At 60.2% G+C, this 16,609-nt stretch carries 14 protein-coding genes; 10 read left to right on the top strand and 4 right to left on the bottom strand.

The window, feature by feature from the left end; all coding sequences use genetic code 11:
• Positions 1–5 precede the first annotated feature (5 nt).
• The 3 genes from AC3IQ7_RS20130 to AC3IQ7_RS20120 form a co-directional block, all read right to left on the bottom strand.
• Positions 6–1,526, bottom strand: a complete 1,521-nt coding sequence (locus tag AC3IQ7_RS20130) for a SulP family inorganic anion transporter (protein WP_099378658.1) — start codon at positions 1,524–1,526, stop codon at positions 6–8.
• Positions 1,527–1,733: 207 nt separating this feature from the next.
• Positions 1,734–2,237, bottom strand: a complete 504-nt coding sequence (locus AC3IQ7_RS20125; RefSeq protein WP_099378659.1) for a MarR family winged helix-turn-helix transcriptional regulator — start codon at positions 2,235–2,237, stop codon at positions 1,734–1,736.
• Between the two features lie 356 nt (positions 2,238–2,593).
• On the bottom strand, positions 2,594–3,352 hold the full coding sequence (locus AC3IQ7_RS20120; RefSeq protein WP_185982124.1) for a DeoR/GlpR family DNA-binding transcription regulator: 759 nt from the start codon (positions 3,350–3,352) through the stop codon (positions 2,594–2,596).
• A gap of 227 nt (positions 3,353–3,579) precedes the next feature.
• Here AC3IQ7_RS20120 and glpD point away from each other — a divergent pair, with 227 nt between their 5' ends.
• The 8 genes from glpD to glpK all read left to right on the top strand — a co-directional run bounded on the left by glpD (position 3,580) and on the right by glpK (position 12,726).
• Complete coding sequence (gene glpD, locus AC3IQ7_RS20115) at positions 3,580–5,109, top strand: glycerol-3-phosphate dehydrogenase (RefSeq protein WP_489207141.1); 1,530 nt, start codon at positions 3,580–3,582, stop codon at positions 5,107–5,109.
• 74 nt (positions 5,110–5,183) lie between these two features.
• The gene (locus AC3IQ7_RS20110) at positions 5,184–6,272 is read left to right on the top strand and encodes an ABC transporter ATP-binding protein (protein WP_489207140.1); all 1,089 of its coding nucleotides are present in this window, start codon (positions 5,184–5,186) and stop codon (positions 6,270–6,272) included.
• A 1-nt stretch (position 6,273) separates the two neighbouring features.
• The gene (locus tag AC3IQ7_RS20105) at positions 6,274–7,374 is read left to right on the top strand and encodes an ABC transporter ATP-binding protein (protein ID WP_489207139.1); all 1,101 of its coding nucleotides are present in this window, start codon (positions 6,274–6,276) and stop codon (positions 7,372–7,374) included.
• Complete coding sequence (locus AC3IQ7_RS20100) at positions 7,374–8,258, top strand: carbohydrate ABC transporter permease (protein WP_034754965.1); 885 nt, start codon at positions 7,374–7,376, stop codon at positions 8,256–8,258. Before AC3IQ7_RS20105 ends, AC3IQ7_RS20100 begins: the two co-directional genes overlap by 1 nt.
• The gene (locus AC3IQ7_RS20095) at positions 8,255–9,061 is read left to right on the top strand and encodes a carbohydrate ABC transporter permease (protein WP_099378663.1); all 807 of its coding nucleotides are present in this window, start codon (positions 8,255–8,257) and stop codon (positions 9,059–9,061) included. The genes AC3IQ7_RS20100 and AC3IQ7_RS20095 overlap by 4 nt, the downstream gene beginning before the upstream one ends.
• Position 9,062: 1 nt before the next feature.
• Positions 9,063–9,365, top strand: coding sequence for a DUF2160 domain-containing protein (locus AC3IQ7_RS20090; protein ID WP_369811512.1), 303 nt, complete (start codon positions 9,063–9,065; stop codon positions 9,363–9,365).
• A 63-nt stretch (positions 9,366–9,428) separates the two neighbouring features.
• Positions 9,429–11,156, top strand: a complete 1,728-nt coding sequence (locus AC3IQ7_RS20085; RefSeq protein WP_034779106.1) for an ABC transporter substrate-binding protein — start codon at positions 9,429–9,431, stop codon at positions 11,154–11,156.
• 76 nt (positions 11,157–11,232) lie between these two features.
• Positions 11,233–12,726 (top strand): glycerol kinase GlpK, encoded by a 1,494-nt coding sequence (gene glpK, locus AC3IQ7_RS20080; protein WP_489207138.1) that lies wholly within the window; start codon positions 11,233–11,235, stop codon positions 12,724–12,726.
• On the opposite strand, the gene AC3IQ7_RS20075 is transcribed toward glpK, so the two are convergent.
• Positions 12,727–15,465, bottom strand: a complete 2,739-nt coding sequence (locus tag AC3IQ7_RS20075) for an ankyrin repeat domain-containing protein (RefSeq protein ID WP_489207137.1) — start codon at positions 15,463–15,465, stop codon at positions 12,727–12,729.
• 205 nt (positions 15,466–15,670) lie between these two features.
• On the opposite strand from AC3IQ7_RS20075, the gene AC3IQ7_RS20070 reads away from it, so the two are divergent.
• On the top strand, positions 15,671–16,123 hold the full coding sequence (locus AC3IQ7_RS20070; protein WP_489207136.1) for a radical SAM protein: 453 nt from the start codon (positions 15,671–15,673) through the stop codon (positions 16,121–16,123).
• Complete coding sequence (locus AC3IQ7_RS20065; protein WP_489207135.1) at positions 16,065–16,598, top strand: viperin family antiviral radical SAM protein; 534 nt, start codon at positions 16,065–16,067, stop codon at positions 16,596–16,598. Before AC3IQ7_RS20070 ends, AC3IQ7_RS20065 begins: the two co-directional genes overlap by 59 nt.
• Positions 16,599–16,609 lie beyond the last annotated feature (11 nt).

The raw sequence follows: 16,609 nt of genomic DNA, 5'->3' as shown, positions 1-16,609 counted from the left end.
GGCGCTTAATCGAGGCGGTTGTCGGCTACGCGGTAGTGTGGGTCTTCCCGGTCGTTGACTTCCACCATGGGGCGTGCTTTGCCCAGGATCGCCAGGCAATCGGGGCTCAGGTGGCGCAGGTGCAGCGTCTTGCCCGCCTGCTGGTAGCGCTGCGCCAGCGCGTCGATCGCCTCGATGGCGGAATGGTCGACCACGCGCGCTCCCGCGAAATCGATCACCACGTGCTGCGGATCTTCTCTTGGCGTGAACAGGGCCGTGAAACTGGCCGTCGAGGCGAAGAACAGCGAGCCTTCCAGCAGATACACCTTCCAGCCACGTTCATCGGTGCCGGTGCGCACGGCGATCTGCCTGGCATGCTGCCACGCGAAGACGAGGGCGGCAAACACCACGCCGGCCAGCACGGCCACCGCCAGGTCCGTCAGCACGGTGATGACGGTCACGCCGACCACGGTAATGGCGTCGGCGCGGGGGATCTTGCGCAGGGTTTGCAGGCTGCCCCAGGCGAAGGTCTTGGCGCAGACGACAAACATCAGGCCCACCAGCGCGGCCAGCGGAATTTTCTCTATCCATGGCGACAGGAACAGGATAAAGCCCAGCAGCAGTACGCCGGCCACGATGCCCGACAGGCGCGAACGGGCGCCGTTGCCGATGTTGATCATGCTCTGGCCTATCATGGCGCAGCCGCCCATCGAGGCGAAGAAGCCGCTGACGATGTTGGCGAGTCCTTGCGCCAGGCTTTCGCGGTTCGGCTTGCCGCGCGTGTCGGTGATGCTGTCGATCAGGTTGAGGGTCAGCAGTGTCTCCAGCAAACCGATGGTGGCGAGGATCAGCGCATACGGGCCGATGATGGTCAGCGTCTCCAGCGTCAGCGGCACTTGTGGGAGGTGAAAGCGCGGCAGGCCGCCCGCGATCGATCCCATGTCGCCCACTGTCTTCGTTTCCAATCCACAGGCCCAGACCAGGCCGGCCACCAGCAGGATGGCTGCCAGCGAGGACGGGATGACGGTGGTCAGGCGCGGCAGCAGATAGATGACCAGCATGGTCACGGCCACCAGGCCCAGCATCAGGTAGAGGGGTGCGCCGCTGAGCCAGCTGAGCGCGCCGCTGGCGTCCAGCGTCTTGAAGTGGCCGAACTGTGCCATGAAGACGACGATGGCCAGGCCGTTGACGAAGCCCAGCATGACGGGGTGGGGCACCATGCGTATCAGCTTGCCAAGGCGGCAGGCCGCAAACAGTATTTGTAGCAGCCCCATCAGCACGACGGTGGCAAAAAGGTATTCGGCGCCATGGCTGACGACGAGACTGACCATCACCACGGCCAGCGCGCCGGTGGCGCCGGAAATCATGCCGGGTCTGCCGCCCAGCGCGGCCGTGATCAGGCACATGAAAAAGGCCGCATACAGGCCGGTGAGGGCACTGACATGGGCCAGCAGGGCGAAAGCGATCGCTTCCGGTACGAGGGCGAGGGCGACAGTGGCGCCGCTCAGGACATTGACCTTGATGTCGGCCGGGCTGAGTGTGGACATGGACTTCCAATGACAAATGCGGCGCAGCGCGTGCGCGCAGGAATACGGGCGCTGGCCGAAGGCGGCGCCGGGAACGGAGTGTGACAGGCTGGACGAGGGAAACTACATCGGTATGGGCTGTGCGAGTGAGCGGCAAGCCCTATTATTGCACAGGTAAGCGGGGCCGGTCACGGGGCCCGGGCTCGCCTGTGGCGCACGGTGGCGCAGTTAATTCAGGGGCGCGCTCTTGAGCTGATGCGTGCGCGCCACTTCCTTCATTGCTTCGAGCAGGTCGTCGCGCAGCTGGCGCGGCAGCTTGCCGAAGAATTCCTCGTCGTTCTGGTCGGCCATCCCGGCCAGCACGGGCACCAGCGCTTCGCCTTCCGTGGTCAGCTCGATCGAATGCTGGCGGCGGTCGGCCAGCAGGATCGACTTGCTGACCATGCCCTTGCTTTCCAGGCGGTCGATCAATTTCGAGACGGCGCCCTTGCTCATGCCGGACACTTGCGCCAGCACCGTGGGCGAGGTGCAGCCCAGGCGGAACATTTCGCGCAGCACCACCCATTCGGACACCGTCACGCCATTGGCTTCGGCTTTTTTCTGGAAGCTGTGGGAAACGTGGTTGGAAACGAATCGCAGCCAGTAACCGAGGTGGGCTTCCAGCTCGCTGACGGGGAGGCTGTTGGGGTGGGCGGCTTGCGGCATGGCGGCCGTTTCAAAATTATGGCTCATTTCTTTTCCTTCACTGGGCGGCGTTGCCGGCATGGTTAAGGCCTTCACGCTTGCTGTCGAGTGGTTTGTTTGGGAACAATCATCGTGCTTGAGGTAGTTTTAACACTGTTTTCACAGGAAATCACTTGCCGGCAAAGAGTTTTTCCTTTTTTCTTGCTCTGAATAGATAAAAAGCAATAACAAGCCAATAATCGTATTGCCGGAGAGGAAGATTAAAAAAATAACTCTTGTTGCATCAATGGTAACATCATTTTTGCCGAATTGATAAATATTTCATATCATTTCTGTGTGCTTGCCCACACATGACGTATTGCCCGCGCGACAGTGCGAGGTTTTCTTGCAGAAATGTGGCCCGCTCAGCCCAGCACCACCTTCACGCCCGCTTCGCGCAATACTTCGGCAAAGCGGGGCGGCGGCGGCGCATCCGTAAACAAGATGTCGACTTGCGCCAGGTCGGCCAGCCGCACCAGCGCCTTGCGGCCGAATTTATGCTGGTCGGCCACCAGCCACACTTCGCGCGACTGCTCGATGATGGCTTGCGCCACCTTCACTTCGCGCGCATCGAAGTCGCGCAGGCTGCCGTCTTCGTCGATGCTGGAAATGCCGATGATGCCGATGTCGACCTTGAACTGGCGGATGAAGTCGATGGTGGCTTCGCCGACGATGCCGCGGTCGCGCCCGCGCACCACGCCGCCGGCCACGATGACTTCGCAGGCGGCGTTGTCGGCCAGGATGGCGGCCACGTTCAGGTTGTTCGTCACCACGTGCAAGCCCGTGTGCCGGCCCAGCGCGCGCGCCACTTCCTCGGTCGTCGTGCCGATATTGATCAGCAGTGAACAGCCGTGCGGCACTTGCGCGGCGACGGCGGCGGCGATGCGCCGCTTGGCGTCGCTGTTGAACACTTGCCGCTGGCTGTAATCGATGTTTTCCACGGACGAAGGCAAGCCGACGCCGCCGTGGTAGCGGGCCAGCAGGCGCGCTTCTTCCATCTGCTTGACATCGCGGCGCACGGTTTGCGGCGTCACGTCCAGCTGCTGGGCCAGCTCTTCGACGGACATGGTGACCTTCTGGCGCACCACTTCGAGCAGGCGGCGCTGGCGGGGATTCAAAATCATGGGCTTGTCTCTTTAAAAATCACAAACGAACAAAAACGAACAAATAGTGATAAAAATATGTTGCTATCGATTCGCAATCTGGCGTATCTTATCCATATTGCATTCGAATTACATCTGTATTGATCTTAACGACAGTCGCCGGCGATGCCTAGTCTTTCCTCGCCAGCCTTTCCCCCGACAGACACGGAGTCCCGATGGCCGCAGCACAGCAAGGTGTGGAGACAGCGATGGCATGCGATGTGCTGGTGGTGGGTGGCGGCATCAATGGCGCCGGCATCGCGCGCGACGCGGCGGGCCGGGGCCTGTCCGTGCTGCTGTGCGAAAAGGATGACCTGGCCGCGCATACCTCGTCGGCCTCCACCAAGCTGATACACGGCGGCCTGCGCTACCTCGAATACTATGAATTCGGCCTCGTGCGCAAGGCGCTGATCGAGCGCGAAGTGCTGCTGCGCTCGGCGCCGCACATCATGTGGCCGCTGCGCTTCATCATGCCGCACGCCAAGGGCCAGCGCCCGGCCTGGCTGATACGCGCCGGCCTGTTTCTCTATGACATGCTGGCGAAGCGGGAAATCCTGCCGGCCTCCAGCGGCATCGACCTGACCCGCCACGCGGCCGGACAACCGTTAAAACCCGAGTTCAAGCGCGGCTTCGTGTATTCCGACGGCTGGGTCGACGATGCGCGCCTGGTGGTGCTCAACGCCATCGACGCGGCGGACAAGGGCGCACACGTGCTGACGCAGACGCGCTGCACGATGCTGGCGCGCGAAGGTGACGCTTGGCTGGCGACCTTGCAGCACGCCAACGGCAGGCAGACGACCGTGCGGGCGCGCAGCGTCGTCAATGCGGCCGGGCCGTGGACGGCCGAGTTCCTGCAGCAGGCGGCGCCCGGTGGACAGGGCCGCCATTTGCGCCTGATTAAGGGCAGCCATATCGTCGTCAAGCGCCTGTTCGCGCATGATCACGCATATATCTTCCAGCATCCGGACGGGCGCATCGTGTTTGCCATTCCGTATGAGCATGATTTCACCTTGATCGGCACCACCGACCTCGACTACCAAGGCGACCGTGGCAAGGTGGAAATCGACGACGAGGAAATTCGTTACTTGTGCGAGCTTTCCAGTTACTATTTCAGCAAGCCAATCTTGCCGGCCGACGTGGTGTGGACGTATGCGGGCGTGCGTCCGCTGGTGGAAGACGCGGCGGCCGACGCCAAGGCCGTCACGCGCGATTACCGCTTCGAACTGGACCAGGAAGGTGCGCCGCTGCTCAGTGTTTTCGGCGGCAAGATCACCACCTTCCGCAAGCTGGCCGAGGAAGCCATGGACATGCTGGCGCCCTTGCTGGGCAATACGCTGCCGGCCTGGACCGCCAGCGCCTGCCTGCCCGGCGGCGATGTGTACGGCAGCACGCCGCAGAACCGCTCCGTGCGCGAGTTCGGCCAGTTCGTGCAAGGCTTGCAGCGCGAATATGCGTGGCTGCCAGCAGCGCTGGTGGCGCGCTATGCACGCGCCTACGGCACGCGCATCCACGTGCTGCTCGCCGGGCGGACGGAGGTGGCGGCCATGGGCGAGGAAATCGCCGCCGGCCTGTACGCGGCGGAAGTCGATTATGTGCGGCGCCATGAATGGGCCGTCAGCGCGGCCGACATCCTGTGGCGGCGCTCCAAGCTGGGCCTGCACCTGCCGCGCGAGACGGCGGGCACGCTCGACGCCTGGCTGTTGCAGCACCCTTTGCCGAAGCAGTACCCATTGCTGTAAGCACAAAACGTTGGCGACCGCGCCCCGCAGAGGGTGCGGCGAAGAATAAGAAACCATCACTGGAGGAGAAGCGCGTGCAACTGGTACTGGACAAGATCAGCAGGAAGCAGGGGGCTGACGACTTTTTATATCCGATGTCGCTGGCACTGGTGCCGGGCGCCATCAACGTCTTGCTGGGCACCACGCGTGCCGGCAAGACGACCCTGATGCGCGTGATGGCGGGCCTGGACAAGCCCAGCGGGGGCACGGTGACGGCCGATGGCGTCGATGTGACGGGCGTGCCCGTCAGCAAACGCAACCTGGCCATGGTGTACCAGCAATTCATCAACTATCCGGCCTTCACCGTCTACGACAATATCGCTTCGCCCTTGCGCTTGCGCAAGGAACCCGAGGAACAGATACGCACCAAGGTGCTGGCGCTGGCCGAGCGCCTGCACATCACGCCCTACCTGCAGCGCACGCCCGGAGAATTGTCCGGCGGACAGCAGCAGCGCACGGCGCTGGGGCGCGCGCTGATCAAGGATGCGTCCCTGCTGCTGCTCGACGAACCTTTGGTGAATCTCGACTATAAGCTGCGCGAGGAATTGCGCCGCGAATTGACGGAACTGTTTTCCAGCGGCAGCACGACGGTCGTGTATGCGACCACGGAACCGCTGGAAGCGCTGCAGCTGGGCGGCCACGTGGCAGTGCTGCACGAGGGACGATTGCTGCAGCAGGGGCCGACCCTGGACGTCTTCAACGCCCCCAATTCCATCGACGTGGCGCGCACCTTCAGCGACCCACCCATCAACCTGATCCCCGCGCGCGTGGATGCGCACGGTGTGGCGCAGGCGGCCGACGGCCTGTCGATACACCTGAGCGGCGCACAGCGCGCCCGCCTGGGCGACAGCACGGAGGTGATCCTCGGCGTGCGCGCACACAGCCTGCATCTGTCGCCGCAGTCCGATGGCGACGTGCCCATCGCGGCACAGGTGGACCTGGCGGAAATCAGCGGTTCGGAAACCTATGTGCATGCGCGCCGTGGCGACCTGGCGCTGGTGGCGCAGCTCGGTGGCGTGCACAACCTGGAAATCGGCAGCGCCTGCACCGTGTATTGCCAGCCGCACGCCTTGCTGATCTTCGCGCAAGACGGTGGGCTGCTGTTTGCACCGGGAGGAGCTTGACATGGCGCGCATCGAACTGGTCGACCTGGCCCACGCCTACAAACCGAACCCCACGGCGCCAAGCGACTATGCGCTGCGGCCCATGAGCATGGAATGGCATGACGGCGGCGCCTACGCCTTGCTGGGGCCGTCCGGCTGCGGCAAGACGACCTTGCTCAACATTATCTCCGGCCTGGTGAAACCGTCGCATGGCAAGGTGCTGTTCGACGGCAAGGATGTGACGCAGCTGCCCACGGAAGCACGCAATATCGCGCAAGTGTTCCAGTTTCCCGTCATTTACGACACCATGACCGTGCATGACAATCTGGCGTTTCCGCTGCGCAATCGCGGCTGGAAAGAGATCGAGGTGAAAAAGCGCGTGCAGCAGGTGGCGCAGATGCTGGAATTGACGGGCGACCTGAAACTGCGCGCCAGCGGTTTGTCCGTGGATGCCAAGCAAAAGATTTCGCTGGGCCGCGGCCTCGTGCGCCCGGACGTGGCGGCCGTGCTGTTCGACGAACCGCTGACGGTGATCGACCCGCATTTGAAATGGTTGCTACGCAGAAAATTGAAGGAAATCCACCACGAACTGAAATTGTCCCTGATCTACGTCACGCACGACCAGGTGGAAGCGCTGACCTTTGCCGACCAGGTGGTCGTCATGACGCAGGGCGAAGTGGTGCAGACGGGCAGTGCGCAAGCGCTGTTCGAGGAACCGGAACACACGTTTGTCGGCTATTTCATCGGCAACCCGGGCATGAACTTGCTCGATTGCACCCTCGACGATGGCGGCGTGCGCGTGGCGGGGCAGCTGCTGGCCGTGTCCGCTGCCGCGCGCGCGGCGCTGTCTGGTGCGCAAGGGAAAATCACGGTGGGCGTGCGGCCGGAATTCGTCGAATGCGTGCGGGCGGGCGAGGGTGGCGACCATGGTGACCATTGCCTCGACGCGACGGTCACGGCCGTGCGCAACATGGGCACGCATTACCTGGCGGAATTCCAGCTGGGTGGCGCGACGGTGGCGGCCAAGCTGCGCGCCGTCGATGCCGTCGCGGGAGATGCCGTGCGGCTGCGCTTTCCGCCGCAACGCACCTTGTTCTATGTCAACGATAAGCGGGTGGCCTGATGATACATAACGGTAAAACCGATAACAACCGCCGCGCCTGGCTATTGATCCTGCCCGTGCTGCTGTGCGTGGCCTTTTCCGCCATCCTGCCCCTGATGACGGTGGTGAACTATTCCGTGCAGGATATCCTGAGCCCCACGCAAAAGGTGTTCGTGGGTACCGAGTGGTTCCGTATGGTCATGCTGGACGGCGACTTGCACAGCGCCTTGCTGCGCCAGCTGCTGTTTTCCGGTTCCGTGCTGGCGATCCAGATTCCGCTGGGCATTTTGATCGCCCTGTGCATGCCGGCCGATGGCTGGAAGGCGTCCCTCGCCTTGGTGCTGATCGCGCTGCCCCTCTTGATTCCCTGGAACGTGGTGGGCACCATCTGGCAAATCTTTGGCCGCGGCGACATCGGCCTGATGGGCTACACCTTGAACCAGCTGGGCTTTGACTACAATTACAACGGCAATTCGCTCGATGCGTGGCTGACGGTGATGGTGATGGATATCTGGCACTGGACGCCCCTGGTTGTGCTGCTGTGCTATGCGGGCTTGCGCGCCATTCCCGACGCGTATTACCAGGCGGCACGCATCGACGGCGCCTCGCGCCTGGCCGTGTTCCGCTACATTCAGCTGCCAAAACTGCGCAATGTGCTGATGATCGCGGTGTTGCTGCGCTTCATGGACAGTTTCATGATCTACACGGAACCGTTCGTGCTGACGGGGGGCGGACCGGGCAATGCCACCACGTTCCTGTCGCAATACCTGACGCAAAAGGCCGTGGGCCAATTCGACCTGGGGCCGGCGTCCGCGTTTTCCCTGATCTATTTCCTCATCATCCTGCTGTTCTGCTTTGTGCTGTACACGTGGATGCAGCGCGTCGGCACGGGAGACCAGAAATGATGCACAAGAAAATGAGCAGCGCCATCCTCGTCGTCTTCCTGCTGGGCTCGCTGTTGCCCATCTACTGGATGCTCAACATGTCGCTCAAGACCAACGAGGAAATCGTGGGCGTGCTGAGCCTGTGGCCCCAGCAATTGACGTTCGCCAACTATCACACGATTTTTACCGACCGGTCCTGGTACAGCGGCTACATCAATTCCATGATTTACGTGGCCTTGAATATGGTCATGTCGGTCACGGTCGCCTTGCCGGCCGCGTATGCTTTCTCGCGGTACAACTTTGTCGGCGATAAACACCTGTTCTTCTGGCTCTTGACCAACCGCATGACGCCGCCCGCCGTCTTCCTCGTGCCGTTCTTCCAGCTGTATTCCACCGTTGGTCTGATGGATACGCACCTGGCCGTGGCGCTGGCGCACATGGTCTTCAACGTGCCGCTGGCCGTGTGGATACTGGAAGGCTTCATGTCCGGCGTGCCGAAGGAAATCGACGAGACGGCGTATATCGACGGCTACAGTTTCCCCCGCTTCTTCATCCGCATTTTCTTGCCGATGATCAAGTCGGGCGTGGGCGTGACGGCGTTTTTCTGCTTCATGTTCAGCTGGGTGGAACTGTTATTGGCGCGCACCTTGACTTCCGTCAATGCCAAGCCGATTGCCGCCACCATGACGCGCACGGTGTCGGCGGCCGGCATGGACTGGGGCGTGCTGGCGGCGGCCGGGGTGCTGACCATCGTGCCCGGCGCGCTGGTGATCTGGTTCGTGCGGCATTACATTGCCAAAGGTTTCGCGATGGGGAGGGTGTGACATGGAAAATACCGATAGCACAGCCAGCCTGTTCGGCTGGATGGCCTGGACGCCGGAAGTGGCCATCTTCTTCATTTGCATCGGCTTGATGCTGGCCGGCATGACGGTGTGGCAAATCCGTTCGCCCAGCATTGAGCGCAAGGGCTTCTTGCCCATGCCGACTACGCGCGGCGACCGCCTGTTCATCGGCTTGCTGACGGCCGCGTATGTGAATCTGGCGTGGGCGGGGTTCACGGAAATGCAGCAGGCGATTGGTGCCGGCATCAGTTTTGTAGTGTTGTTAGTGGTAATGCGTTGGGGATAAGTCGTAGATGAGAACACTGGCCCGCTATCGCAGGCCAGATGACAACTAAAAAGGAGATTCACGATGAAATTGAAGTTCACGGTCTTCGCGGCTGCGGCCATGCTCGTGTCGAATGCGGCCCTGGCCGACGCCAAGCAGGCGCAAACCTGGATCGACAAGGAATTCCAGCCATCCAGCCTGAGCAAGCAGCAACAGCTTGCTGAAATGAAGTGGTTCATCGATGCGGCGGCCAAGCTGAAAGCCAAGGGCATCAAGGAAATTTCCGTGGTCTCGGAAACCATCGACACCCACGTCTACGAATCGAAGACGCTGGCCAAGGCCTTCGAGGAAATCACGGGCATCAAGGTGCGCCACGACATCATCCAGGAAGGCGACGTGGTGGAAAAGCTGCAGACCTCGATGCAGTCCGGCAAGAGCATCTATGACGGCTGGATTTCCGATTCCGATTTGATCGGCACGCATTACCGCTATGGCGCCGTCGAGCCGCTGTCCGACTACATGGCCGCCAAGGGCAAGGAATTCACCAATCCCGGCCTGGACCTGAAGGATTTCATCGGCATCAGCTTTACCACGGCGCCCGATGGCAAGGTGTACCAGCTGCCCGACCAGCAATTCGCCAACCTGTACTGGTTCCGCGCCGACTGGTTCGCGCGCAAGGATTTGCAAGCCAAGTTCAAGGCCAAGTATGGCTACGAGCTGGGCGTGCCGCAGAACTGGTCCGCCTATGAAGACATCGCCGACTTTTTTACCAATGACGTGAAGGAGCTGGACGGCAAGAAAGTCTATGGCCACATGGATTACGGCAAGAAAGATCCATCCTTGGGCTGGCGCTTCACGGATGCGTGGCTGTCGATGGCTGGCGCGGCCGACAAGGGCATTCCAAACGGCATGCCTGTCGACGAATGGGGCATCAAGGTGGCGGCCGACAAGTGCACGCCCGTGGGCGCCTCGATGTCGCGCGGCGGCGCCACCAATTCGCCGGCGGCCGTGTTTGCGCTGACGAAATACATCGACTGGATGAAGAAATACGCGCCGCCGCAGGCGAACGGCATGAATTTCTCGGAATCGGGCCCCGTGCCGGCGCAGGGTGAAATTGCCCAGCAAATCTTCTGGTACACGGCATTTACGGCCGGCATGACGAAACCGGGCTTGCCAGTGGTCAACAAGGACGGCACGCCGAAATGGCGCATGGCGCCGTCGCCGCACGGCCCGTACTGGAAAGAGGGCATGCAGAACGGCTACCAGGACGTCGGTTCCTGGTTCCTGTTCAAGTCCACGCCGGACGACCGCAAGGCCGCCGCCTGGCTGTACGCGCAATTCGTCACGTCGAAAACCGTGTCGCTGAAGAAATCGATCGTGGGCCTGACGTTTATCCGCGATTCGGACATCCGCCATGATTACTTCACGAAACACGCGAACGAATACGGCGGCTTGATCGAGTTCTACCGCAGCCCCGCCCGCGTGGCGTGGACGCCGACCGGCAACAACGTGCCCGACTATCCGAAGCTGGCGCAGCTGTGGTGGAAAAACGTGGCCACGGCGATTACGGCGGAAAAAACGCCGCAGGCCGCCATGGATAACCTGGCCGAGGAAATGGACCAGGTCATGGCGCGCTTGCAGCGGGCCGGCATGAAGGCGTGCGCACCCAAGCTCAATCCCAAGGTTGATCCGAACCAGTATCTGTCGGACCAGCACGCCCCATGGAAAAAGCTGGCGAATGAAAAACCGAAGGGTGAAACGATTGCCTACGATAAATTATTGCAGGCTTGGAAAGAAGGCAAGGTAAGGTAAACTGCCGCCGCTGTCCCGAGGCACGGAGCTTGATGGTTCCGTGCCTGTTTTTACCCGATGCTTGCATTACCAGACCATGACCAAATACATACTTGCTTTAGATCAGGGCACCACCAGTTCGCGCGCCATCCTGTTCGACCACGCGGGGCGGCCGCACGCCAGCGCGCAGCGCGAATTTCGCCAGATTTTCCCGCAGCCGGGCTGGGTCGAGCATGACGCGAACGAAATCTGGGCCTCGCAAGAGGGCGTGCTGCAGCAGGTGCTGCGCGACAGCGGCGTGGCCGCATCCGACGTGGCCGCTATCGGCGTGACCAACCAGCGCGAAACGACGGTACTGTGGGACCGCGCTACGGGCGAACCCGTCGCCAACGCCATCGTCTGGCAAGACCGGCGCAATGCAGCCTACTGCGAGCAACTGGTCGAGCAGGGCAAGGCGGACTTGATCCAGCAAAAAACGGGCCTCGTGCTGGACGCCTATTTTTCCGCTACCAAATTGAAATGGCTGCTCGACAACGTGGCCGGCGCCCGCGCGCGCGCCGACCGGGGAGAGCTGGCCTTCGGTACCGTCGACAGCTGGCTGATCTACAAGATGAGCGGCGCCCACTTGACGGACACGAGCAACGCGGCGCGCACCATGCTGTTCAATATCCACACCCTGCAATGGGACACGGATCTGCTGGCGCTGCTGGATATTCCCGCCTCCCTGCTGCCCGACGTCGTGCCATCGAGCGGCGTGGCCACGCACACGCACACTGACCTGCTGGGCGTCTCCGTGCCGATCGCCGGCATCGCGGGCGACCAGCAGGCGGCCACGTTCGGCCAGGCATGCCTGAAGCCGGGCATGGCCAAGAATACCTACGGCACGGGCTGCTTCATGCTGATGAACGTGGGCAAGCGCCCTTTGCCCTCGAAAAACCGGCTGTTGACGACGGTGGGCTGGAGCCTGGGTCCTGATGCAAATCAAACCGACTATTTGCTCGAAGGCAGCGCCTTTATCGCGGGCGCGGCCGTGCAATGGATGCGCGACGGCATCGGCATCATCCGCGACTCGTCCGAAGTGGAAGCGCTGGCCACCAGCGTGCCCGATTCGGGCGGCCTGGTCTTCGTGCCCGCGTTCGCGGGTCTGGGCGCGCCGTACTGGGACCCGTATGCACGGGGCACCCTGATCGGCATCACGCGCGGCACGGGCAAGGCGCATATCGCGCGCGCGGCACTGGAAGGCGTGGCGTATCAGAACGTCGATGTGTTGTCCGCCATGCAGGACGACGCGGGCATCGCGTTATCCGAATTACGCGTCGACGGCGGAGCGGCCCGCAACGACATGCTGATGCAGTTCCAGGCAGACATATTAAATGTGCCCGTGGTGCGCCCCGTGGTGACGGAAACGACGGCCCTGGGCGCCGCCTACCTGGCGGGCCTGGCCGTGGGTTTCTGGGAATCGCAGGAAGAAATCGCCGCCCAGTGGCAAGTGGGACGCCGTTTCGAACCTGCCATGGCGGCCGACGAACGCCTGACGCGGCTGCACAAATGGCAGCGGGCCGTGGAACGCTCGCGCGACTGGAGCGAATGATTAGCTGGCATTTTTCCTTTTGCCCAGCTGATCATCGCGTGCGGCGTCTGTCAGCATTGTAATAATCTGATCGAAGTCCTGTGTTGATCCAATGCTGCGCCGATAGTGTGTTGCCATCATATTCCGGAAGCCTGGCAAGTCAATCATTATCTTTTTTGCCAATTCCAACGGTGTCTGGTGAAAAGAGTTTTCCTTTGCTACGAGGTGTGCATGATGTTCGATCAAAAGGGATACGATGTCGGCATAGCCCATGCGCGCGGCAGTATGGAGCGCGGTGTTTCCCTCGTTGTAAGTGCCCTTGAGCGTGTCCGCCTGATGTGTCAACAGCATGGAAACACAGTGTTTTGAGCGGGCAGTAACCGCAGCATGCAAGACGGTGCGGCCCAGGAAATCCTGGGCATTGATATCGGCACCAGCAGTCAGGAACAGCAGAATTAGTTGCTCGTCACTTGCATCGGCCGCCATCATCAAGGGCGTCTGTCCTTTGAAGTCTGCAATGTTGACCTGTTTGGGCCATGCTTCAGCCAACAGATGAATGGCATGGTGCCAATGGGCCACGAACTTTTCCACCTTGCTTATTTCGCCTTGCAGATCGGAAGAGACTGCGGCACGCAGCATGGGCAGCTGTTTTGCAAAGCCTCCGTGCATCTTCAACCATGCCATGAGCACGGTGTTGCTGCGCACTTCACGCAGAGTGCCTTGTCTGAGCGTTTTGGCATGGTGTTTCATCCACTGCTTCAAGGCATCCCAGTTACCTTCGATGATGACAGGAAGCGCTTCCTGGATGAATGCCTCCGCCTGTTTTTTTGCCAATGGCTGCACGCTCTCCATGCCAGGATAGGGCTTGTAAAGGTCGTCCCAGAAATACGCCGACACCCATACGGCGGTGTCTTCCAGTGATGTCAGCTGGCCCTGAAACATGCCATAGGCAAGCATATTGCGATGGTATTTTTCGTGGTTGGCAGGAATTAGGCCCAGATTGGCAACTTCGATGGCAAACGCATCCTTGGCGATTTCACCGCGCAGTGTGCCGAAGTTTCCATCGTTGCAAGCGTCGAGTGCTGCCCGCATCAGCTTTGCCGCATCGTCGAACGCGTTTTGCGCCAGCAGGTGCTTGGCGCGGTACTGCAGCAAGGGCGCCTTCCATGTCGTATGGCCAGCGCTGGTTTCGGCATCTGCTAGGAGCGCTTCCACCTGTTGCCGGACATCGCTTGACCTGTTCGTGTGAGGGCAATTCAACAGCTCGGCCAGTTCCAGGACGATCGCGCCAACCATTTCCGCCGGCGTTGCCGCTAATTCCCGCAACCGTTGCATCGCCAGCAACCTGGTTTTTGCAGGAAAAGTGGTCGATTTGGCAATGTGGCTGACGACGGCATAGCTGGCTTCACCCTGGAGCGCCCCCCAAGGTGAGGCGGTGCGGACGCGCTCCAGCAAGGAGTGTAATCGCATGTTTTCTTCATGCTCTTCCTTCAATCGCAGGCATTTGCTTGCAATAAGGGTTGTGGCAGTGTGCATGTCGAGTGCGACGAGGTCTTCCAGGGCATCGCCATCAGCGAGTTTCGCGAACCGGCGCGTCAGCAGGTCGGCCACGGGGAGATGCCCCTCGTTTTTAATGGAAGGCAAGATCGAGAGAAAGATGTCCGCCTTGTCCCAGGGGGCCAGCCGTGATTCGAACAGGATGTCTTCCTCATCTTGCGTGTCGGAATTTTTCCAAGCATCAACAGTCAGATTGTAGACGGTGCCGAAGATTCCCGCCAATTGCAGCAGCTTGTTCTGAGACGGGTCCGTACAAGTGACCTGTACGCCCGGGCAGAGGAACTTCAGCAATCTGATGTATCCATCCTGCACCATGCGGGCGACCCGCAATCGCTGCCGGATCATGGCCATGCCTGGCTTTGCATAGCGTGTCAACAGTGCCTGCACGAAAAGCTGTTTCTCCTCATCGGTGGCCGATTCATCCATGACAGCTTCAAGCCGCCCCGGCTGTGTCATCGGAATCTGATCGCGAAGGTCGTCCGCAGATAAATTTCTGAATTGAATGAAGGCGAGGGCCGCTTCAAACTTGGCGTCATCAGCAAGATCTTCTGCAAGTTCAAATACGCCTTTGAACACCAGTTTGGCGCCGTCAGAGAAGTATCCATTGATCGAATGGACGCGCGGGATAGATGCGTTTTTCCAGTTGTGCAAGTTCCTGACGATGGAGTCCTTGTCGGTATTGTCGTCACCAGGCAATCCTGTCCCGACGCCTGCCTTGCCGATGGAGCAGTCCAGCAGGTCGATGAGCCAGTCTATGACGTGCGGCACAGGCAGCTCCATTGTTTTCGTAGTAACGTTTACGTGAGGCAAGAACCAGAATGCTCCGCCTGGCATTCCCTTGTCGAACGCCCCATCGATATTCCAGAACGCGATTCTGCGGGCCAGGTTTGGAACATAGCAGTATCCGAGAAGATGCCATACCACTTGGCGCTGGTCTGCATTCGAGGTCCATGTGTTGAGTTCAACAGCCTTGTGGTACCCCTCCCATTCGCTCATTCCCAGGACCGCATCTCGGCAAGCTGCAGCATCCATATCCAGGCTATTAAAGATGGCGCCACAAATGTCGGCCGCCATGTCCTTGTGGTTTTTGTTGCGCATGCCGAGATTGGCGAATTTGTCCTTGACCTTGCTTGAATAGGGAACTAAATCAAGGCTTTGATGGATTTCAAGTAAGAGCGCGTCAAAGCTAGGAATGGTTGCCATTGTGTTTTTGCTTTCATTGATTTGATTGCAATAATGTTCCCACGTTGCTCGTGCCGGTGTCACGGAAACTTCTCGTCCCCACCCCCTCTTTTCCATGGATATCGCTGTAAATGTCAAATCTCGAGGGGGCGGGGGCGGGATCTTTCATGGTTTTTGAGTAACTTTCTGGGTATCGTGAGGACTGATCAAACAACCGGAGTGTGCCGTGAGCCTTACCCCCACCATGTCCGTACGCGAACTCGTCGTCAATTGGCATGTTACCGAAGTGTGTAATTATGGCTGCCGCTATTGCTATGCAAAGTGGGACGATGGCGGTTCGACGCAGGAGTTGATACACGATGGCGCCGCCATCAAGGCATTGGTCGAGGAGGTGGGACGTTTTTTTAAACCTGGCAATTCGGGCAATCCGTTGTGGACCGGCATGCATTGGACATCGCTGCGGCTCAATCTCGCTGGCGGGGAACCTTTGCTGTATGCGGAGAAATCGCTGGACGTCATCAGGCGTGCCCTGCGATTGGGTCTTGAAACCTCCATTATCAGTAATGGCAGTCGTCTGACGCCTGTCTTGATGCAAGCACTGGCCCCCCCATCTTGCGATATTGGGGCTGAGCCTGGACTCCTCGGAAGCGAAGACCAATCTGGGTATCGGACGGGTTGATCGCCAGTTGCGCACGCTATCGATGCCTGAATTGCTTGGCATGATTGCTGTGGGCCGGCAGATCAATCCCCGCCTTCGGCTAAAGATCAATACTGTCGTCAACGCATTGAACTGGCAAGAAGATATGAGCAAATTGATCGGCAGTCTGGCGCCGGAGAAATGGAAAATTCTGCGCATGTTGCCAAAAATTACGGATGACCTGGCCTTGTCTGACGCGCAATTTGACACCTTTGTCCGGCGCCATGCCCACCTTGATCATTGCGTCCGTGTGGAGGATAACGCCGACATGACCGAGTCCTATTTGATGATAGACCCCTATGGCCGCTTCTTTCAGAACATACCTGGGGAAAAAGGCTATCGATATAGCGATTCCATTCTCGACGTCGGTGCCGCCAGGGCATTTTCCCAGATCAATGTGTCGGCGATGAAGTTCTGTTCCCGCTACACAGGCGAGTTGCCTGATCTGAAAGCATGAAATGGCCGCCC

This window comes from Janthinobacterium sp. GL_088, from assembly GCF_057837845.1.
Note: the sequence above shows the minus strand (reverse complement) of the source record. Positions and strands in the feature narration are given on the sequence as shown.

Excerpts from the sequence above, each read along its gene's own strand:
- AC3IQ7_RS20130 (WP_099378658.1), bottom strand. The coding sequence starts at position 1,526 with ATGTCCACACTCAGCCCGGCCGACATCAAGGTCAATGTCCTGAGCGGC.
- AC3IQ7_RS20125 (WP_099378659.1), bottom strand. The coding sequence starts at position 2,237 with ATGAGCCATAATTTTGAAACGGCCGCCATGCCGCAAGCCGCCCACCCC.
- AC3IQ7_RS20120 (WP_185982124.1), bottom strand. The coding sequence starts at position 3,352 with ATGATTTTGAATCCCCGCCAGCGCCGCCTGCTCGAAGTGGTGCGCCAG.
- glpD (WP_489207141.1), top strand. The coding sequence starts at position 3,580 with ATGGCATGCGATGTGCTGGTGGTGGGTGGCGGCATCAATGGCGCCGGC.
- AC3IQ7_RS20105 (WP_489207139.1), top strand. The coding sequence starts at position 6,274 with ATGGCGCGCATCGAACTGGTCGACCTGGCCCACGCCTACAAACCGAAC.
- AC3IQ7_RS20100 (WP_034754965.1), top strand. The coding sequence starts at position 7,374 with ATGATACATAACGGTAAAACCGATAACAACCGCCGCGCCTGGCTATTG.
- AC3IQ7_RS20095 (WP_099378663.1), top strand. The coding sequence starts at position 8,255 with ATGATGCACAAGAAAATGAGCAGCGCCATCCTCGTCGTCTTCCTGCTG.
- AC3IQ7_RS20090 (WP_369811512.1), top strand. The coding sequence starts at position 9,063 with ATGGAAAATACCGATAGCACAGCCAGCCTGTTCGGCTGGATGGCCTGG.
- AC3IQ7_RS20085 (WP_034779106.1), top strand. The coding sequence starts at position 9,429 with ATGAAATTGAAGTTCACGGTCTTCGCGGCTGCGGCCATGCTCGTGTCG.
- glpK (WP_489207138.1), top strand. The coding sequence starts at position 11,233 with ATGACCAAATACATACTTGCTTTAGATCAGGGCACCACCAGTTCGCGC.
- AC3IQ7_RS20075 (WP_489207137.1), bottom strand. The coding sequence starts at position 15,465 with ATGGCAACCATTCCTAGCTTTGACGCGCTCTTACTTGAAATCCATCAA.